This window comes from Streptococcus porcinus (assembly GCF_901542335.1).
GTDB lineage: Bacteria > Bacillota > Bacilli > Lactobacillales > Streptococcaceae > Streptococcus > Streptococcus porcinus_A.
Genome location: NZ_LR594036.1, coordinates 1,049,588 through 1,068,684 on the forward strand (window position 1 = coordinate 1,049,588; position 19,097 = coordinate 1,068,684).

Genomic DNA, 19,097 nt, shown 5'->3' on the forward strand with positions numbered 1-19,097 from the left:
TTATCTGAATTTTTTAGCGTGAGCTCTGTAATATCTAAATAGTCATTATCAGATAAGCATGGAATTTCTTTATCTGATACATATATGATTGCTTTAGTTGATGAAAAGATTTTTTTATTTTATCTTCCTTAGTTGTGTAATCAATAGGTACATAACAATTATTTGATTTAATGATTGCAATTAGTATCAAAATTTGATTGATATCATGAGGTAAGGCAACTACGATACGCTGATTCTCTCCAACCTTTTCTACTATTTTATTAGCAATAGTATTAGTCAATTTTTCAACGTCATAATAAGTAAGCACTTTGTCTTGATCTTTAATTGCAATTCTTTTGGGGTCTATTTTACTTATTTTTTCTAATGTATCCATGAGTAGCTTTAACATTAACATCTTCCTTTCAAGCTAATTATCTCTAAAGTTAATACTTCTATAAATGCTTATTAAATGAAACAACTTAATATCTATTCTTTACTAGTATCAAGTTGAATAATCTAATAGTTGCTTCTTATCCACTAACAGAAGTAACAAGTCATGATTACTAATAACTTGAACACTTATAATTATCTTTAGTGTGAGTTATAAAGATTAAAGTGTTTTTCTTTATTGCAACAGTTGCCTTTAATGTTTTGAGTCGTCGTCTCTAAATTAAAGGAAACACTTCCAAAATTATTAAATTTTAGATAATTATAGACTCTCAATAAATAGTAAGGTAATAAGCTTCTTGCAAGCTCACTACTACTGAACTTAGGTATATTTTTGAGTGACTCAGCCAATTTAGAATGCCACATAGTTGCCTCGATTCCTTGAGGATAGCTATCCTCTATCCCTAGTAATAGCAAAGCTCTTGTTCTTAACTTTTCTATTTCATCAATGGAAGGCTTATCATTCGAATCAACAAACCTCTTAGTGTGACTTTCAAATGATAAATGATACTTGTCTCTATCAATATAGGAAAAATGATCTGTCAGCGTCTCAAAAAAACTTTGTGAAACTTCCATAAATATTTTCTCTATCTTTTCAAAACTTCTCTTATGGATCTTAGACTCTAAATCAATTTCCTTGATTTTGTAAGATTTTAATAGTGCAGTTAATGTTAAAAAAATATCAATTCCATAGCCGTTAGAAAAACTATGCCAATTACAATTATAAATTAGCTCTTTAACCAATTTTTTCGAGAAGCCAAGGTCTCCAGAAATACATTGATAGGGGACATCTTTCTTAAATAATTTTAATAAGATAGGATAAATAAAATGATTTGTCGCATTTCCTTCAAAAAATTTTCTAGCATAATTAGGAACCACAAGATCATTACCTTCCCTAATGGATAGATACATCTTTTTCAACCAGGTTTTATCTAATGAAATGACATCACCATCTATTAAAACAACCCCATCAAAATTGGGAAAATGAGCTAAGCTATATTGAAAAATATTTCTCACATTGTAACCTTTTCCGCGCTGAATGGATGTCAGTGAAATTTTGGGGTTAAATGTTTTCGTCTTTAAAAAGATTTTTGAAGTCCCATCGTCACTATTACTATCAGAATTAATAATAACTATATTCTCTCCTAACTCCAAAGAGTACTTATCAATTTTTTCAACTAATTTACTGATATTATCGGCCTCATTTAAAGTTGGAATACCTACAATAAACATATTGAAATAGTTCCTTTCCATATATACTCAATTGCATTTATTCTGAATTCATCTCATCTACAATCTCTTTCACTATTTTTTCAGATGTGTCAGCAGCAATTTTATATATATTGTATTTTTTAAAAATAGTCTTTACTATTTTTTCACGGACTAAATTGTTTTGCTGATAACGAATGAGAGGCATGGCAGAAAAATAATTCCCCTCATCAGACTGAAAACAGGAAACTTGGGCTGAGATATGCCTTCCTAATAATTCATTCAGAATAAGACATGCTAAATTATCATCCCAGATTTGTTGTAATGTACCTTCTTGTTTTTTATCGGTCTTAATGTAATAAATTTTAGAAACGTTAGCCGGGGAGTGACAAGTTAACACTCCTAATTCTTTAGCAGATACAGAAATTTTTTCGTCCCAACTTATCCTAGCTGAATGTGGAAAAGAACTGAAATAACTTCCAAATAATTTATGTAATAAATCATCTGATAAAGTAGCCGTTCTCCTAATATTAAAGTTAGCTGTTCCTGCATAGGTGAATAGATCTCCATTTTCTAAGCCAAATATGATTTGATCATTACCGATAAGATGATAACCATGTTCAATGCAAAGTCTTAGAGCAACTGTGGTTTTTCCAGCCCCTTTTTCGCCAAATAAAATAATCGATTTTTTGGTATCAGGATTATATAACGCGGCAGCATGAACTAATAGAGTATGACTTGCTTCAATCAAAAGGCATTCAGCTAAATATTCACCTATATAATAGAGAGAAGTTCCTTTTTTAAAGTACTTCATCTGTCCAAAAACAGAAATATTAGTCTTCCCATCATATTTCACAAATTGATGATTGCTTTTTATTAACTTCAAGTTCCCACGAACCTTAACCTCTTTTGCCTGAGCTTTAATATGATTATCCTGTTCTTTAATATTTTTAAATATACACTCTGGCACTTCAAATGTAATCTCAACTAATCCAAAATACAAGATTGTCTTACTCTTCATATACATTTGTCCTAGGTAAAAAGTGCTGGGTATTTAAAATTAGCTTTGTATTTTCTCTTCCTAGAGACAAATATTTATTTGTAATTTCTAATGTTTTTTCATAATCTACTTCTTTATGTGTTTGAACAAATAAATGAGTAGGCTTATACAAATCTGAATGAATATTTGCTTGCATAATAACTTGACAAGGTGTTTTGAAGGTTTCATAAACTTCTTTAGCAATTGTATCAGTCAAGAATCCCCATACTTTACCTATAAAATAAGTGCAATTCTTACCTGCAGGTGCTTCCATAGTATTTGGCCTGAAACTTGATATAATGCCATGCGTCTTATTACCTCGGCCAACTGCCCCCTCTTCTCCAAAATCAATACAGGAGCCTGAGGTAGTCATATAGTAATGGTATCCCAAAGTATAAGAAATAGTTTGATATTTAGATTCAATATATTTTTTTATTTTTTCGATATGGTCGACAACATATTTTTCGCATTCGCCCTTCTCCATGAAATATTTACTAATTAATGGGAAATTGATTTTAATAGCGTATTCCGCACCATTTCTAACGACCATCACCTTAATATCCCCTCCTACCTGAGGAAATCTTGGTACAGGTAAGTTTTGAGAATTTAATTTATAGAAATACCCTTCAATCGTTAATGCTAACTCTTCAGATATTGTCAATGGCCAATAACTTATCATTGTAGCTGTATCATTCGCTTTAGGTTGACCACTATATTCAGGTAGATCTTCAAGAGATTTCGGTGAGAACCAATTATCTTTTGTAGTGAAATTTGAGGTCAAGGACTCAAATTCCACACAGTTTTCAACATCTAAGTTCGGTAGAATTCTCTTTAAATAGTTTATTGCAGCCTTTTTTTGAATTTTAAATAGAGGAATCGTACTTCCAAAACACTCTTTACTTGCTCTACCTAAAAAAATCACTTTAATGGGCTCAATAAAATCACTCCCCCCTAGAGCTTGCACGGAGTGTCCTCCTCGGATGATAATCTTATCAAAATTATGATGTGGGATAACACCAAATTTTTCCAAGCAATAAAGAGAGTAATCAATTTCAATTTGTTCGGCAATTCCATCTGCTAATGTATCAGGGTGCCCCAATCCTTTACGTTCAACTACTTCATATGATGAATGGCTTGGATCAGAAAAGCCATTTGTAATTTTTAAATCCATATTTATACCTCATAAATAAATTTTTTCACACTCAGAATATAACTCAATTAAAAATTTTGTCAGCTTAACCGCATTATGAATATAGCAACCTTCAGGAATAGAATTTTCCTCTAACAAGCTGATATATGTGTCCATCATATCATCGTGAATTTGAAGAATAGTTTCCCCAGCTACTAACTCACTCGTGTACCTTTCGAGTTTAGGATGCGGATCAAACGTTATTATTTTATCGTCAATTGTAACTCTTCTTACTGTCTTTGCATCACCTCCTTTAATTTTTCCTTCTCTTATGGCGAAACTTCCCAAATTACTAGTAATTTTAACCACCATTTGATTAATACAGGATGAGATTTCGATTGAATAGTCGTGTTTCTCTAAGTCCTTTATATAAATAGTATTTACAAAGATGCCTTTTTTGAACTTTTCCAATGAAATTCCCAAATAGGAGATAACAGCAATAATATGAGGAAATTCTATCCCATAACCCAATATCTCCTGATCTAAAAATCTCCCATTCTCGTTATCTTTAATCCTATCTTTAGAAAAATCAATTGTTATTTCTTTAGTTTTATCTAGCGAGAAAGATTCCACTTGTAACAGTTCTTCTAAAACCTTAGAAAAGAAATATTGCTCACTTGCAAAAACTTTTTTTGACAAGTGTGGTTGACTTTCTACTAGCGAGATCATTTCTTCTAAATCTTCCAACTTGTTACAAAGTGGCTTCTCAATGCTAATGTAAGAATAGAGATACGTTTTTACAATAGTTTTTAATACCCTAAGGTGATCATTTGTCGGAGTACAAATTTCAATCGTAAAATATTCTCGTGATAAGTCATCCAACACATTAACGTTTTTATTAAGTAATTTCATGCTGGAAAATTTTAAATCTTTGACGTAGACATCATATCCACGTGATAGCCACTTATCCGCCTTAATTTTCCCAATTTTTCCAAAACCAATTATTAGAATATTTTTACAATCACGATTTCTACTCATTTAATGCTTCCTTTATACTCGTATGTTCCGACCATTTATAATCTAAGCCTCTAATAATAACAGCAGGAATTCCAGTTCCTCTTTGACCCATCAATAGACCGGCACTACTTGCTAGCATATCGCATAAAGTCTCCTCCTGAATTTTACATTTACCTGTAGTTATATCTATCGATTTTGTTTTCCTTAATGGTTCAATTCCAAAAACTCCGATAGCTACTTGATTTGCACCTCGTTTATCTTCTCTACCATCACTATCCGATATGATAACTGCTACTTGCTTCTTAAATTTTAAGCTTAGATATTCCGAAATTTTCTTTGCTGATTTATCTGGATCTTTAGGGAGCATTACGACCTCATCATCTGACTTTTTATCTATTCCGCCGCTTGTCAGTTTTAATCCATTTGCTAATCTACAACCTATATAGTTATCTCTTACATCAAGTAGGGATAGATCTCTATTTGTTAATTCCAAAATTAACTCAATAATTCTAGGATCTTTACGTGGAATTCTTTTGTGAAGCTGTTTTGCTAAATCACTTGGAATTACTGTATCAAGAGATACCACGCTATTTTCCGCAATTGAAACTATTTTTGAAGCAATGCAAATGATATCTCTATTTTTGAGACAAAGATTGGCAGAAATCATACTTTCAGCGATAATCTCTGCCACTGGATCGCCTTCTTTAATTTCTGGTATATTTGCTAATTCAATTAAATTTAAAGTCATTTTTATCTCCATTTATATATTTGTTTAACGTCAGAAAAGAATTTTTTACAGAGTGCTTTTTTTTAAGCTGCTCCCTTTCATGGGTTTCAAGGCTAAAAATTAAATGTGTAAAGTTTTGATGAATCTGTTTAATAACTTTTTTAAAATCAATAATACCTTTTCCCAATTCCACGTAGTTTACCTTTTTATCATCAGGAAGGTAATTCTTACAATGAATATAGTAAATGTATTCCTTAAGTTGACAAAGAGCTTCTCCAACATTTTGATCGAGTCTATAATAATTAGCTATATCAAACCAAATCTTCAAATTATTAACTGCATTTGTCTTTATGAAATTTGCTATTTTCAGTAAATCTTCAGCCTTACTGACTGATGTACCTAACTCATTTTCAATCAAGAAAATGAGGTTTTCTTCTTTTAGTAGATTTAAAAAAAGTTCATTTTTTAAAAACTCTTCTGTTGAACAGCCTATCCCTCCAAAAATTCTGATATATTTAATTTCAAAAAAATGAGCTATAAAAACTATTTTTCTAAGATATAACCATTGTTGGTCTATTGTGATATTGGAAGATAGGCCATACAAATCTATTTCGTCTTCAGTTTTATGAGTTCCTATAGTCCATTTAAACAGGGGACTTGCAATAGAAATTGGAGTGATATTGTGTTTCCTTAACGCTTCTTTTAAATGAATAAGCTCAGCATCATTCAGTTGTATAAGATTCTTGCCATTGATTAACCTTAGTTCACAACTCGTTACTGATAATTCATTTAAGAAGTTTAAAGAATCTTCAAGATTATCCGAAATCTCGTCCAAATTTATTGTAATTTTAAATGTCATCTCTTCTTTAGTTTCCTTCCAATGTATTTATGTAATTCCACTAAATCATCTTTGCTTAAGTGATGTTCTTCGGCCCTCTTATTAGTCCAAAGTGAATACGCAGCAATACCTTGAAAAATCATAACCCACAAGCCATCAATTGCTTTGGCACCCTTATGACTGAAATATCTATATAATTTAGTATGTAAGGGGTTAAATACAACGTCTAGAAAGTATTTATCGTGAAAATTTACTGAGTCTAAAACATCTAAACCAATTGGTAGTTCCTCATCGTTAGTAATCATTCCAACAGGCGTCGTATTTATAATCAAGTCTACTTCAGTAAGGTGCTTAAGCAACTCTTGATATGAAATATAGTGTAAATAGGGCCGTTCTTCCATTAAGCACAGCGTATTTTCACTGAGTGGCTCTCTATAAACTATTATTGGCAAAACATTGAATTGTTGTAGTGCGAAAATAGCAGCTCTACAAGTGCCACCCGTCCCTAAAATACAACATTTTTGTAATTTATTGATGCCAAAGAAAGCTAGTGTCTCATAGATTCCGTTCCAATCAGTATTTGTCCCTCTCACACTATTCTCCGTTTTATAAATATTATTAATCGACCCAATAGCTTGGGTTGATTCATCTAAATCATTTATGTACTTTAATACCTCTCTTTTATAGGGTAAAGTGATATTGAACCCGAGACATTGAGGATCATTTATCAACCTCTTCATTTTATCTTCTAGTGATACTGATTCAACTAGAATTTTTTGATGTTTATAATCTTTCAAACCTCCAGCGTTACAATTAAGATATTCAAATAAATAAGACGATATAGAATGCTCAACGGGATTCCCAATCAAGGCAGAATATGTCATATTATCTTTCCCTCCTTGCATTTTTAATAATATTAAATAACTTTAATAATAGACAAATTAATATTATTTTTGATACATCTTTAGCTATCCTAAAAACTTGCTATAAATCTAAGGATTTTAGCCGCCAGCAATAATAATAATATCTACAATCACTAACAGAATTGGGGTAGATTTTAATACTTTTTTCATCTCACTTCTCCTTTTACTTTTTCTTTATTGTGTATTTATTGTATACTAAATAAAAAATATCAATAATTTCGTTGGGAAAGTGGGAATTTTATGTTATCTAACCTTGGTAAAACACTTAGAAAAGTCCGTAAAGGCAAACAAGTAAGCTTGTCTTCTGTTGCAGATGAGCATCTATCGAAATCACAAATTTCGCGATTCGAACGAGGCGAGTCCGAAATATCTTGTATCCGACTTATCAATATCTTAGATAAATTGCATATTTCTTTAGATGAATTTCTTATTCTCCATGATAATGATTATCCTAGAACAGCCTCTTTTGCTAACCTAGTGCAATATATTCGCAAACAATATTCATCCCAAAATAAAGCTAACATTGCAGCTTTACTTTCCAATGATTCACCTTACGAATTGAATCCACTTGAAAGAACAATGATAAAATCAATTCTGCATACATTGGATAAGAGTTTTACGCCATCAGATGAAGAAATGCTTCAGTTAACAGATTATCTTTTCAAAATTGAAAAATGGGGTTATTACGAAATTATTTTATTAGCTAACTGCATTAGAACGATTCACTATAATACGTGTTTTTTACTTACTAAGGAAATGTTGAAAAATTATATCTACTCGTCGTTAAATAAAACAAATAAGAAACTTGTGACACAACTAGCAATAAATTACTTAATCGTTAGTGTTGATAAAAGTGAATTTGATAATTGTATGTTTCTAATTAATGAAATAAAAAAACTGTTAGATAAGGAATTAAATTACTATGAACAAACCGTTTTTGTGTATGCTACAGGATATTGGGAATTCAAAAATAAGCGATCATCCAAAGGGATAGAAAAAATGGAAAAAGCCATGCAAATCTTCGAAATTCTCGGAGAATCCCAAATTAAATCACAATACCTCGAACACTACAAAAAACATGTTAAAAAAAATTAAAAGGTTTACTAATATCATCTACACATGTTGAGGATAGTTTGTCGATTATGGGAATACCCCTCGACCTTATTTAATTTACTTTTTTTAACGCTACATCTCGATTTTGCAAATAGCCCCTTCTACTTAGGCCCACCAAACACTTATTAAGATAACTATCAATTCCTGCTAAATTTAAATCCCCCTCAGTATTATGCCAACAACATCTTAACTCTATCAGGTGCAGTTTCGAAAAATTTACTCTTCTAATGCAAAATAGGCCAACATTTGAAGTTACATTCAAAAGTTGGCCTAATTATTTGCTATATGCTACGTTTATAATATATCGATTACAACAAATCTGCTACTAAGTAGATAGAATTTTATGTTCGGGTTATAAGCATTTACATGTATTTGTAAGCAAACTAATTAAGAACTTACATTACATCAACTCACTAAATAATTTTATTTAGTTGTTAAGAGCATCACCCTTATCATAATTATTCTTGTCATTTTGAGTGATCTTTTGACAAAGATAACGAAAATACCAATTTACATGTATATACATAACAATGACATATATTACTCTACAGTTAGTATAATAGGTTTCCTAACCTTAATTCTGAGGTTGGCAGGAATTTTGGCATAAAATAGAATCTAATCCTGCACTAATCATATTTTGGGTTATTTCTTCTGATACTGTTTTATCCAAAACATTAAACCAGTGGCTGTAGGTATTCAAAGTTGTAGACTTATCAGCATGTCCCATTCGTCTTGCTACATATAAAATATCTTTTTGCAATACATTGATGAGATAGGAAGCATGACTATGTCTCAAACCTTTTCCAGTTATCACTGGTACACCTACTACCTGAGCTTTTCTTTTGATGATTCGACAAATCGTGGATTTACAGAATGGTTCTCCAAATCGTGAAATGATGAAATCTTTATCTTGATTGGCAACCTGTTTTTTTCTCCAATTTTCCAATACTGCTATTGTCACACCATCTAATTCAATGAGTCGCTCTCCCGCAGGTGTTTTTGTTTGATCTTTACGATACCAATTCCCATTTTCATCCTTTTCCAAGGTTGTATGAACTTTCAAGAATTTTTGTTCAAAATCGACATCTTCCCACCATAAAGATAAACCTTCACTCACACGGACACCTGTCATATAGTACAACCAAATAGTTGTAAACCTTTGTAACTCTTCATAATCTTGCAAATCAAAGGATTTAATGAAATTCTGAAACTCAATATAAGTCCAGAATGGTGTATCGGGATGTTTTCCTTTGGGATTATCCAAAGTTTTACACGGCATTGTTGAAATATATCCTAATCTCTCAGCATAACCCATACAAGCCTTAAATCGTGACCATAAATTCTTCGCATAATTTTCAGAGTAATGTTCAATGATGTGTAATCTAAAAGATTCACAATCCCGAGCTGTTATTGCTTTCAAAGGTTTAGAACCAAAATACCGAATAAACAACTTATGATGTGGTAAAGCAGTTTTATAGGTTACAGCCTGCACCTTTTGTTTATAAGCTCTTAGATAAATAGCATTCATATAATTTTCAAACGTGATATTGTAATTTTCAATACTAAGATTAGTATTAAACTCATACCTGATTCGGACTAGCTCATCATATGCTTCCTTCATTGTACTAAATGACTTACCATACTGATTCTTTCTAGCTTTCTTTTGAACTCGTTTACCTGTTACTGGGTCAACTCCAAGATCAACCTGATAAAATATCTTCCCATTCTTATCACAATAAACACCTTTGTACTTTTTTTGATTTTTCATAGCCATCTCTAATTCTCACTTTCCAAATTTTCTTCAGAGAGTGAAATACCAATTAACTCTTCTACAATATCTTTCGGAGCAATACCAAGTCTTCTATTGTCAAAGGGCGATTTACTTAATTTTACCGCATTATTGTCTACTTTACGAGCTTCTTCAAACTTTTTTACTGCTATTTTTTTAGCTTCTCTAACGATGTTTCTTGCCGTATGTTCTGGGAAACCAATTTTCATTAAGTCTTTATATGTTACTGTTCTCATACCTTCGCCCCTATCAATAAAAAATATATCCTTAGTGGATATGACCGGTTACATCATTCATGGGCATCTCACCCGTTGTCCTTTTACGCTGGCAACCTGAACGTTCAGAAGTATCATTGTCCTTAGTTTGTGTCTTGGCAGATAGAGGACCACTCTATTTTATAGCTGATTTTACTCGCTCTTATCACGGCGAATCACACTAAATTGCTCAACAAATAAGAAAGTTCCACTTTGGTTTATTCTATTTTCAATGAACATAGGATTATTAATAATTATATTTTTTCCATTTCTAAAATATAATCTGTAGTTACTCTATATAGTCTAGCTAATTTTTTTAAAAATAATGTAGGAACATCTTGCCTTCCACTCTCTATTCTAGAATATGCAGACTGTGAACAATGTAAATAATTTGCAATCTGAGTCTGTGATAAATCATTATCCTCTCTTAGATTTTTTAATCTGATATACATCAATAATCCTCTTACTGCTATTGTAAAATAGGAATAATTAAAATCAGAATTTTATGCAAAATATGCATAGATTATTTAAAGACAGTTTTATAATGTAGTATGACTAGAGAATTTTCCTACTTATACTAAAATCGTAATAACTAGAAGTTAATCTCAAAAAAGTAGTTTTTATTATATTGGCACTTAATAAGATAATCAAGAAATATTGAAAAAGCTCCAAAGTAATATCCAATTCAGATTAACTCTGGAGCTTTTTCGTATTTTTGCTGTTTACTATAATATACTTCCCTTAAAGGAAGGATTATAATTTTGAAACTTTACAAAGAAATAAATGTTAAAAACTGTATTTACATTTAATAATATACCCAAAAACTACATCAAAAGTGATATCTATAACTTTGATTATCCAATTCAAAAGAATTAACTTAGTATATATTTTCATTACTGTCATTTTCATCTCTTGTTCCAAAAATAAATAGTGCTAATAAAGAAAGTAATATTGAAAGTAGCAAATATATGTACGATGATTTATCCTCGCCTGTTTTTGGCAATATTGGCGCTTTTTCAGTGACCGTTGCGTTTCCGGCGCTGATCACTGGAGCCGTCGTATCTGGTGTTTTCGGTTGCTGATCACGGTTATCCGGAATACCGTCATTGTCGTCATCCGGATCTGTCTCATCGGGAATACCATCGCCGTCCGTATCACGTTGAACCGTTACCGGAACATAACGTGTAATAACTTCGTATATCGAATTCCCCATTGGGTAATTCATATTTAAAATCACTTGAACCGGAATTTTAATTTCATAAATCTCATCTGTCGCTTTATCCCAACGGGAAATTTTGGGAGTTCCTATAATATTGCCATTTGAATTCACAGATAATCCGTAAACTTCATGTGATAATATTTTTGACTCTGTATAATTAGGGATTACAACGATTTTATCTGACTCTACTTTTACTTTATCTACAAAAACATTCACTGTCTGTACTTTTGCTTCTAATTTTTCTTCCCAAAGTGCATATAAAGTCATTGAACTAGCTGGAAGTTTTTGTCCTGTCTTAAACTTACTAACAGTTGATATAGGATCCGTTGTCCAACCAATCAAATTATATCCTAATCTATTGTATCCATGATTTCGGATATTGAACACCTGATTTTTAGGTCGTTCTGTGCTAATTACAGAACCATTTCCTCCGTTTGGATCAAAGTTCACTATAACATTATCTTTATTAGGATCCTTAACCCATTCTGCAAAAAGTTCCAAACTATCCCCAATAAAGCTTCTAAAACTAAGTTCATCTCTAGGTAGATAGCGTATTCCTCCTCCATCAGGTTTTGTATTCCAACCAACAAAAGTCATATCACTCTTTGGAGGCACCATAGCCACTGGATTAGCAAGAGTAATATTCTCTCTAAATCTCAAGGATGAGCCCATAGGAGGATTACTTCCACCATTAGCATTATACTTAAGGGTTTTAATTGGATAATTCCATACTGGCACATAGATAATTCCCTGTTTTGAAATCTGTGAAGTAGCTGGATTAACACTTTCCAAACGACCATTGACAAGTTTATGCCATTCTACATGTAAGATATCTCCATTATAGTCAAGTTTATCATTGGCAGTAAGTGTGCCACTATAAATACGACTATTATTTATAACAGGAGTACCATTAGAATTAAGCTTTACAGTTCCATCACTATTTAGATAACCATAAAATACATTGTTTTTATCCGCTATTGTTTTCCCTGGTTCTACAATCAATACATACTTGTCGTCAAAAGCATTTGAATCAAGGACAGTTTCATTGTGGACAATAACAGGGATAAAAACTTTTTCCCACACTCCATAATATATCAGACCACCAGCAGGAACTTTAACATTAGCAAAATCAACTGCTTCTCCTAACCCTTTTTCATCGCTGTACCATCCTTTGAAGATGTAAGAAATACCATTAGAATCCGTTTTCTTTGTTACATAAGGAACATAATCCTTTGGTACTATATTTTCAATTTTATCGTTGAATAATACGTTTTCAGTTATAACCTTATCATCAAAATCCTTAGAAATAAAATCAACTTTATATCTTTTTTTGCGATAAAAAATGTTAACTTCCGATAAACCTCTAGCACTGATTTTTCTAACTCCGTTTTTGAAATTATTAAAGCGGACAAAATCATAGCCTTCGACTTCTCTATACATGTAAAAATCCGTAGAACGCAAAGAAGCTTTAAAAGAATTAAAAATTTCCCCAGTATCAATATCTTTAAAATAGACCATAGGGGTTGAATCAATCCTACGAGCAACATCTTCACTGACAACCTCGTCAAAATTTCTCTTAGGTTTGTACGGAGTGCTATAATATACTCTTGTTGTTTTATTATACCACCCAATAACATTAGGGTCTTTTAAATACGGTGCTACCAACTCCCCCCATTTAACATTGTAAACTTCTGTAACATAATCAATATTATTAAACTCAAAACCAAGTTTTGGCCATATAATTCCATTGTGAAATCCCGTAGAAGTTCCGTCCTTTTTTAGAATATATCCCTCAGCATTCCGCCTAGCATATCGAACTGTAAGTTTACTTTTCCTTCGTTCATAGTAGATATTCAAAACAGAAGTCCCGTCACCGTTAATTGTTATGAGCATTTTTTGATTTTTTGAAAGCTCATAATTTTCTTTTAATGACAGTGGTACATTGAAATTAAAATTGATAGTCGATTCCGTTATTCCTTTTAAATCCTCAATCATACCTACAGAATACCTCAAGCCTTGAAATTCACGATTTCCGCTTGGTGTTTCTATCCAATGAACTATACGATATGGTGTATCTTTCCGTGGTTCCCATTGGGCTAATAGATTATAATTTCTTTTCACTTCAGTATTGGCATCCACTGGCTGATTGGTGCTCTTGTCAAGCCACTGAATAAAATTGTATCCTTTACGTTCTGGTACAGGTAGATGTCCGTTAAGAAAATTGGACGATAAAGACCCGTTATTGATATACAGATTTGGTATTTCACTCCCTCCAGAAACATCAAAATTAATAATATTTTGATGTTTAACGACTGCATAAAGTTCTATATCATGTAAAACTGGAGTATTAAAATCATAAATTTGATCGCCATTAACTACTGTTGACCAGTGTGAGAAAACAGTTGCATCTTTTGAAGATAAGAAGGCGACGTCTTTATCAGTCACAGTCCGCCCAGTTTGTACTTCCTTTACTCGAATAACAACACCATTATCATCTTTAAAAACAACTCGTCGACTGTTGTTGTAACGCGCAAAAACACGAACCAACTCCTTATTGTTAGCTCCTATACTAATGTCTTTTTTATAACTTGTTGGTTTATTAAAGTCAACTTTTGTATCCTCTCCCTCAACAAACCAACCCAAAAATTCATTTTCGTTTGAATCTGGCAAGCCAGGTTCAAGTAATACTTCCCCAATTCGAACATATTGAGTTGCAACTAATTCATTACCATTGTAAAAATTAACAGTCGTTACATCTGTACCCTCGGTTCCTGTCTCAGCCGAGGATACATCTTCCACATAAAAAACAACCTCATTAGTCATTCCTTCTGTAATAATAACGCGCTGATTAGGATTCTCTCCTATCAACCTATAACCATTGAGTTCAGATATTTCATCAACATTCAATGGTTTTTCTTCTACAATACTTGTCGCAACTTCTTCTGTTGTTTCAAACTCTTTTTCCTTATTTTCTCTATAAACTTCAATACCATTTTCATTTCTATAAACAACAGAATATTTAATTGCAACCTTTCGCGTAAAATGCGATACCTTGAAAACAATTTCGTTAGTACCTCTTTCTGCTATTTCTGCTTGTTTAAAACTGTTCTCATTTAAATGGTAGGAAGATAACTCTGGAGTATTTCCAATATCTGTTGCATTTACAGTTATATTTGTAGTTATATCCCCTTTTTGGGGATCTTTCTTTACAATTACTCTGTCTTCACGACGAAATATTTCATTATCTTTTTCGTCTTTATAAATAACAAAATACTTAAGCGTGGTTTGGTACTGTTTTTGCTTAACTGTAAAGACTACTTCTGTATTTCCTGTATTCGATATGGTTATATTCTTAGTATCTGGTTCAATTAATTCATAATAATACAATTGAGATACACTGGACATTTCAGAAGCAGTTACTGTAATTTGAACAGAGTTAGAATTTTGTACTGTCTCAGTAGTAACTTTCTGTGTACGATAAATCTCGTTCCCATTGATATCTTTATAAACAACGCTATAACTAATTGGTGTCTGAACGGTTGAAATTCCTACAGAATTTAATTTTGTTCCATTACTAGATTCTTCTAATAAAGAATTATCACCTCGCCCTCCAACAGAAGCAGTGTTAGGTAAAACCTCTGTTGTGTCAGCACATATATTAGGCGCATTAATTACTCCAGTTAATAACATTCCGATTAAAACCGACGCAATATAACCATTAAATTTTCGAATAGAAAATCTCTCTCTCTTATTACAATTATTCATGTTCTCTCCTTGACTTGTACGTTCCAATAAGTCTATACAATTTATTCATTTACAACAGCAAATGAATAAATTAAAACCTCGGATATAAAAAACTAATTTAAAAAGTATGTTTTCAATATTGTTTATTGTAAACTCAAAATTTTATATCTTGGTTGAAATTACAATAAAGCTTGCAATCCGCTCTGGTGTTTGATCGAAATTATTTTCTATCCATTTCAAAATAATACTTTCAATTGTCAGAATGTATAATTCAAGCGCATAATCGTATGGAATCTTATAAGAAATTTCTAATCGTTCCCGTAAGTTGGGAATTGCCGAATAAACAACTGTCACTTCAATATACTCTTTTATTATTCTTTTTATATTTGGATAATTAATAACAAAAGAAAAAAAGATATTTTTGTTTTTATAGATAAAAGTAAACATCTCTGTAAGTATTTCACATCCAAGCGTAGGATCTGAATTTAAAATCTTTGTAATTTCATCCAAAAGGATATAAATAGCAGTGTTATAAAATTCATTTTTCGAACTGTAATAATTATAAAAAGTTCTTCTGCTTAGATTGGCTTCTCTCGCTAAGTCACTAACAGTGATTTTTTTAAAATTTTTAAAGCATAACAAGCGGGAAATCGCTTCTACAAACTTTAAATTGTTATCAGTATATTTTTCAATCATTACAAACCATTCATTTAAGACACCTTATTATTTTTAATAAGTATTATAAATATATTTATTAGCCTACTGTGCACAAAAAGATGTTTTTTGTGCACAGTAGGCTAATAAATACTTGTATAATAGACATATCATAGGACTTGTTTAGCAATACTATATTTGAAATCTAATTATATTATTTATAGGCTAATGCTTATTTTGACCTGAAAATGTCATTAAACTTTTCATTATATTATTTTTAGCTACGGGGTACTTCTCTTTCTCAATTTACGCATAGATGTTTCCAAGTGTATCTAATGCATATATTTCAAATAGCTAAAGATAAAACCACATAACAAAGGAGAAGATTGGGGCACCCCCAATCTTCTCCTTTGTTATATTAAAAAATGCTTAAATAAACAGCCTTGTTACTCATTCCGAAAATATCAAGACCATTGTTCGTTCTATTCTTTATAATTGTAAAAGTAGACACTATCATCAATATCAAAAATTAATTCTTCGAATGTTTTCTATAGAAATTTTACTCCTTATGCAAAATAGTATCTAATCAATTTTACAATTAGGCACTTCCGTGTTATATAATTAGTTTTACAAAAAGTCTAGGGCTATTATTCGCTGATAATCATACTTATTCTATCTGTACTATACTGACCTAATACCGCCTCCTTGTTTTCAGAAAAATTTAAATGATCTCCTGGATAGGTTACACTAAACCAGACAGAAATTATAAAGTGTTCTACATTTAAGGTATCATATCATAGCGGATGGTTTATTGTTTCACATCTTGGAGTGAAATGGAGTAAAAAACCACATAAGAAAAAACACTCCAGGAGTGTTTTTTCTGTCTCATTTTATGGGTATGGCACCTATTAATAAGTTTTTTGTCTAAGTCAACTTTATTATCGCATTTATCTCTTGTAAGAACCTACTTTTAAAAAACATCTGCAATTTCTGTAATAGTGATATATGCATTCCTGTCAATATTATGTACAATTTCTTTCATACGAGTGATTTGGAAACGATTTAAAACCATATATATGATTTCTTTTCTATCACCCGAATAGAATCCTTTACCATCTAAAATAGTAATACCATCTTCAAATTCCTTAGATAATGCAGAACATATATTTTTTGTATATTCTATATCTATTATAATCATTGCTGCTTTCGACCGATCAATCCCCTCTACTAAGAAATCTACAGCCTTTACCGCAACTGTATAAGCTACTATAGAGTATAATGGCAATATCCAATTATCCAATATAATTCCGCAAATTATATAAAGTATCAAGTTGTATATCATTATAAACATACCAACAGTCACTCCTAATTTCTTCGCAAATATTACAGATAATACTTCAATTCCATCCATTGCTCCGCCATTACGAATCGCCATACCACTTCCTATACCAGAAATAAGTCCACCAAACATAGCGCAAAGAAGCAAATCTTGTCCTGCCAATGGAGAAGCGAAACTTACATCTATCGGTAATACATCATTTATTAAAAAAGCTACCAAAGAGTATATACAGACTGAATATATGGCTGAAAATGTAAACACCATCCCTTTTTTCTTTAAACCATATAAAAACAATGGAATATTTAATATAATTAAAAATAATGACAAACTATAAAATCGTGGTGTTATTTGCGAAAATAATATAGATGTTCCTGATATCCCGCTATCATACAGATTCATAGGCGCTAAAAACATAGTTACCCCTATTGCATTTATAGTACCCGCTATTGTTAGAAATAAAAAATTTTTTAACACTCTTACCTCCATTAAATCTCCCCTAAACAATAATTCTTAATATAATAATTTATTTATATTTTATCTTATTAAACTCATCTCAATATTAACAGAACTTGAATTTTTCTCTTCTATATACTTCATACTTCAAAAAATATTATCAATTTTGATTTCTCTTCTGTTTTATAAATTCTATTATTTTAACTAACTTTATTCTCTTGCTTATCTTTTGAAAAATCCATTAGTGTTACTCCAATCATGGATATTTTATAACAATTCAATGCACAACCGCTCTTTGAAGTACATCTAACCGAAAATTACTTAATAAAAGTCCTTAGAATATCATTTCTAAGGACTTTGTCTTTATCTAATTATACAATAAAGATACTTTAGATTAAGATCTTTTCTCAAATATCACATCAGTCCTTAATACTGGAAAGAATAAATTTTAACACTCAAATGTTATTATTGAAAAGAAAAAACACAGTGATTCTTTTTATTTTCTATTCTGATTGATCGATATCTTTTCTTAATTGTTCAATATCAAAGTTAGCGTCTCTAAAAGCTTGGTTATTTGCAGGAAAATCCTGTAATAAGCCATCAACTTGCCCAATTTCAGCTTGACCATTGACTATTTGAAAATCTAAGACGTGACCACCGAACTGTTTATCGTCAGATAAGAAATGCAAATGATAGCCAGCAACACTAAGGCCATGAAAGAGTTCTGGTGTCCAAAAACCTAGTAAGGTTCCAGAAACATCTTCTTTTTTAAACTCTGGCTGTGATTGAGCAATTTTAGCAAAAGACTTACCCAAAGGTGATTTGGGAATCATTCGAACATGCATATTTTTAAACTGCCCTCTAATTTTGAGTGAGTGAAATAAATTGCGACTGATAAATTGAGCTTCCAATTTTTCTTTCAAAGCAGTAGCCGATAAGGCTTGGTCAATAGAAAAGTTTTGCACTGGCTGGTGTTTGACTACTGCTGCATAGGGCACTGTTTCTTGTCCTTCTAGTGCTACAACCTCTACCTTCGCACCAGTTCCTATGGCTTGATAGGCTTTGCCATCTAGAATAATCAATTCTCCATCAATCTGATCTAATGTTCCAATCCCAAGATCCCCATGTTCGAGTAACTGTTTCAAGGGCATCGTACCTTGGTAGAGCCCCGCCATCAGCGCTGCTAAACTATTGTGTTGGAAAAGTATTGTTTGTGTCATAAAA

At 31.6% G+C, this 19,097-nt stretch carries 16 protein-coding genes; 1 reads left to right on the forward strand and 15 read right to left on the reverse strand.

The features are described from left to right. Window positions 1–34 precede the first annotated feature (34 nt). The 8 genes from FGK96_RS10570 to FGK96_RS05010 form a co-directional block, all read right to left on the reverse strand. Window positions 35–388, reverse strand: coding sequence for an AMP-binding protein (locus tag FGK96_RS10570; protein WP_232045798.1), 354 nt, complete (start codon window positions 386–388; stop codon window positions 35–37). Between the two features lie 182 nt (window positions 389–570). Further along, window positions 571–1,659: a glycosyltransferase family 2 protein gene (locus tag FGK96_RS04980; RefSeq protein WP_138081924.1), complete on the reverse strand. Its 1,089-nt coding sequence runs from the start codon at window positions 1,657–1,659 to the stop codon at window positions 571–573. Window positions 1,660–1,696: 37 nt separating this feature from the next. Further along, window positions 1,697–2,662, reverse strand: a complete 966-nt coding sequence (locus FGK96_RS04985) for a serine/threonine protein kinase (RefSeq protein ID WP_172601597.1) — start codon at window positions 2,660–2,662, stop codon at window positions 1,697–1,699. Next, window positions 2,646–3,845, reverse strand: coding sequence for a methionine adenosyltransferase (locus tag FGK96_RS04990; protein ID WP_138081928.1), 1,200 nt, complete (start codon window positions 3,843–3,845; stop codon window positions 2,646–2,648). Before FGK96_RS04990 ends, FGK96_RS04985 begins: the two co-directional genes overlap by 17 nt. A gap of 9 nt (window positions 3,846–3,854) precedes the next feature. Then, entirely contained in the window at window positions 3,855–4,841 is a 987-nt protein-coding gene (locus tag FGK96_RS04995; protein ID WP_138081930.1) for a dehydrogenase, read from the reverse strand. Beyond that, window positions 4,834–5,568, reverse strand: a complete 735-nt coding sequence (locus tag FGK96_RS05000) for a coenzyme F420-0:L-glutamate ligase (RefSeq protein ID WP_138081932.1) — start codon at window positions 5,566–5,568, stop codon at window positions 4,834–4,836. The genes FGK96_RS04995 and FGK96_RS05000 overlap by 8 nt, the downstream gene beginning before the upstream one ends. Beyond that, window positions 5,549–6,406, reverse strand: coding sequence for a sugar phosphate isomerase/epimerase family protein (locus tag FGK96_RS05005; RefSeq protein ID WP_138081934.1), 858 nt, complete (start codon window positions 6,404–6,406; stop codon window positions 5,549–5,551). Before FGK96_RS05005 ends, FGK96_RS05000 begins: the two co-directional genes overlap by 20 nt. Beyond that, window positions 6,403–7,269 carry a shikimate dehydrogenase gene (locus FGK96_RS05010; RefSeq protein ID WP_138081936.1) on the reverse strand — a complete coding sequence of 289 codons (867 nt, stop codon included), beginning with the start codon at window positions 7,267–7,269 and terminating at the stop codon, window positions 6,403–6,405. Before FGK96_RS05010 ends, FGK96_RS05005 begins: the two co-directional genes overlap by 4 nt. Before the next feature lie 279 nt (window positions 7,270–7,548). On the opposite strand from FGK96_RS05010, the gene FGK96_RS05015 reads away from it, so the two are divergent. After that, complete coding sequence (locus FGK96_RS05015) at window positions 7,549–8,403, forward strand: helix-turn-helix domain-containing protein (RefSeq protein WP_138081938.1); 855 nt, start codon at window positions 7,549–7,551, stop codon at window positions 8,401–8,403. Window positions 8,404–8,995: 592 nt separating this feature from the next. Here the strand turns inward: FGK96_RS05015 and FGK96_RS05020 are convergent. The 7 genes from FGK96_RS05020 to budA form a co-directional block, all read right to left on the reverse strand. Beyond that, the gene (locus FGK96_RS05020; protein WP_138081940.1) at window positions 8,996–10,195 is read right to left on the reverse strand and encodes a tyrosine-type recombinase/integrase; all 1,200 of its coding nucleotides are present in this window, start codon (window positions 10,193–10,195) and stop codon (window positions 8,996–8,998) included. 2 nt (window positions 10,196–10,197) lie between these two features. Beyond that, window positions 10,198–10,446: a DUF3173 family protein gene (locus tag FGK96_RS05025; protein ID WP_138081942.1), complete on the reverse strand. Its 249-nt coding sequence runs from the start codon at window positions 10,444–10,446 to the stop codon at window positions 10,198–10,200. 272 nt (window positions 10,447–10,718) lie between these two features. Continuing rightward, window positions 10,719–10,916: a helix-turn-helix domain-containing protein gene (locus FGK96_RS05030; protein WP_138081944.1), complete on the reverse strand. Its 198-nt coding sequence runs from the start codon at window positions 10,914–10,916 to the stop codon at window positions 10,719–10,721. A gap of 425 nt (window positions 10,917–11,341) precedes the next feature. Further along, complete coding sequence (locus FGK96_RS05035; RefSeq protein ID WP_138081946.1) at window positions 11,342–15,448, reverse strand: InlB B-repeat-containing protein; 4,107 nt, start codon at window positions 15,446–15,448, stop codon at window positions 11,342–11,344. A gap of 141 nt (window positions 15,449–15,589) precedes the next feature. Then, complete coding sequence (locus tag FGK96_RS05040; RefSeq protein WP_138081948.1) at window positions 15,590–16,123, reverse strand: TetR/AcrR family transcriptional regulator; 534 nt, start codon at window positions 16,121–16,123, stop codon at window positions 15,590–15,592. A 928-nt stretch (window positions 16,124–17,051) separates the two neighbouring features. Beyond that, a complete protein-coding gene (locus tag FGK96_RS05045) occupies window positions 17,052–17,906 on the reverse strand; it encodes a YitT family protein (RefSeq protein ID WP_138081950.1) in 855 nt (284 codons plus the stop codon). Between the two features lie 470 nt (window positions 17,907–18,376). Next, window positions 18,377–19,093 carry an acetolactate decarboxylase gene (budA, locus tag FGK96_RS05050; protein WP_138081952.1) on the reverse strand — a complete coding sequence of 239 codons (717 nt, stop codon included), beginning with the start codon at window positions 19,091–19,093 and terminating at the stop codon, window positions 18,377–18,379. Between the last annotated feature and the right edge of the window lie 4 nt (window positions 19,094–19,097).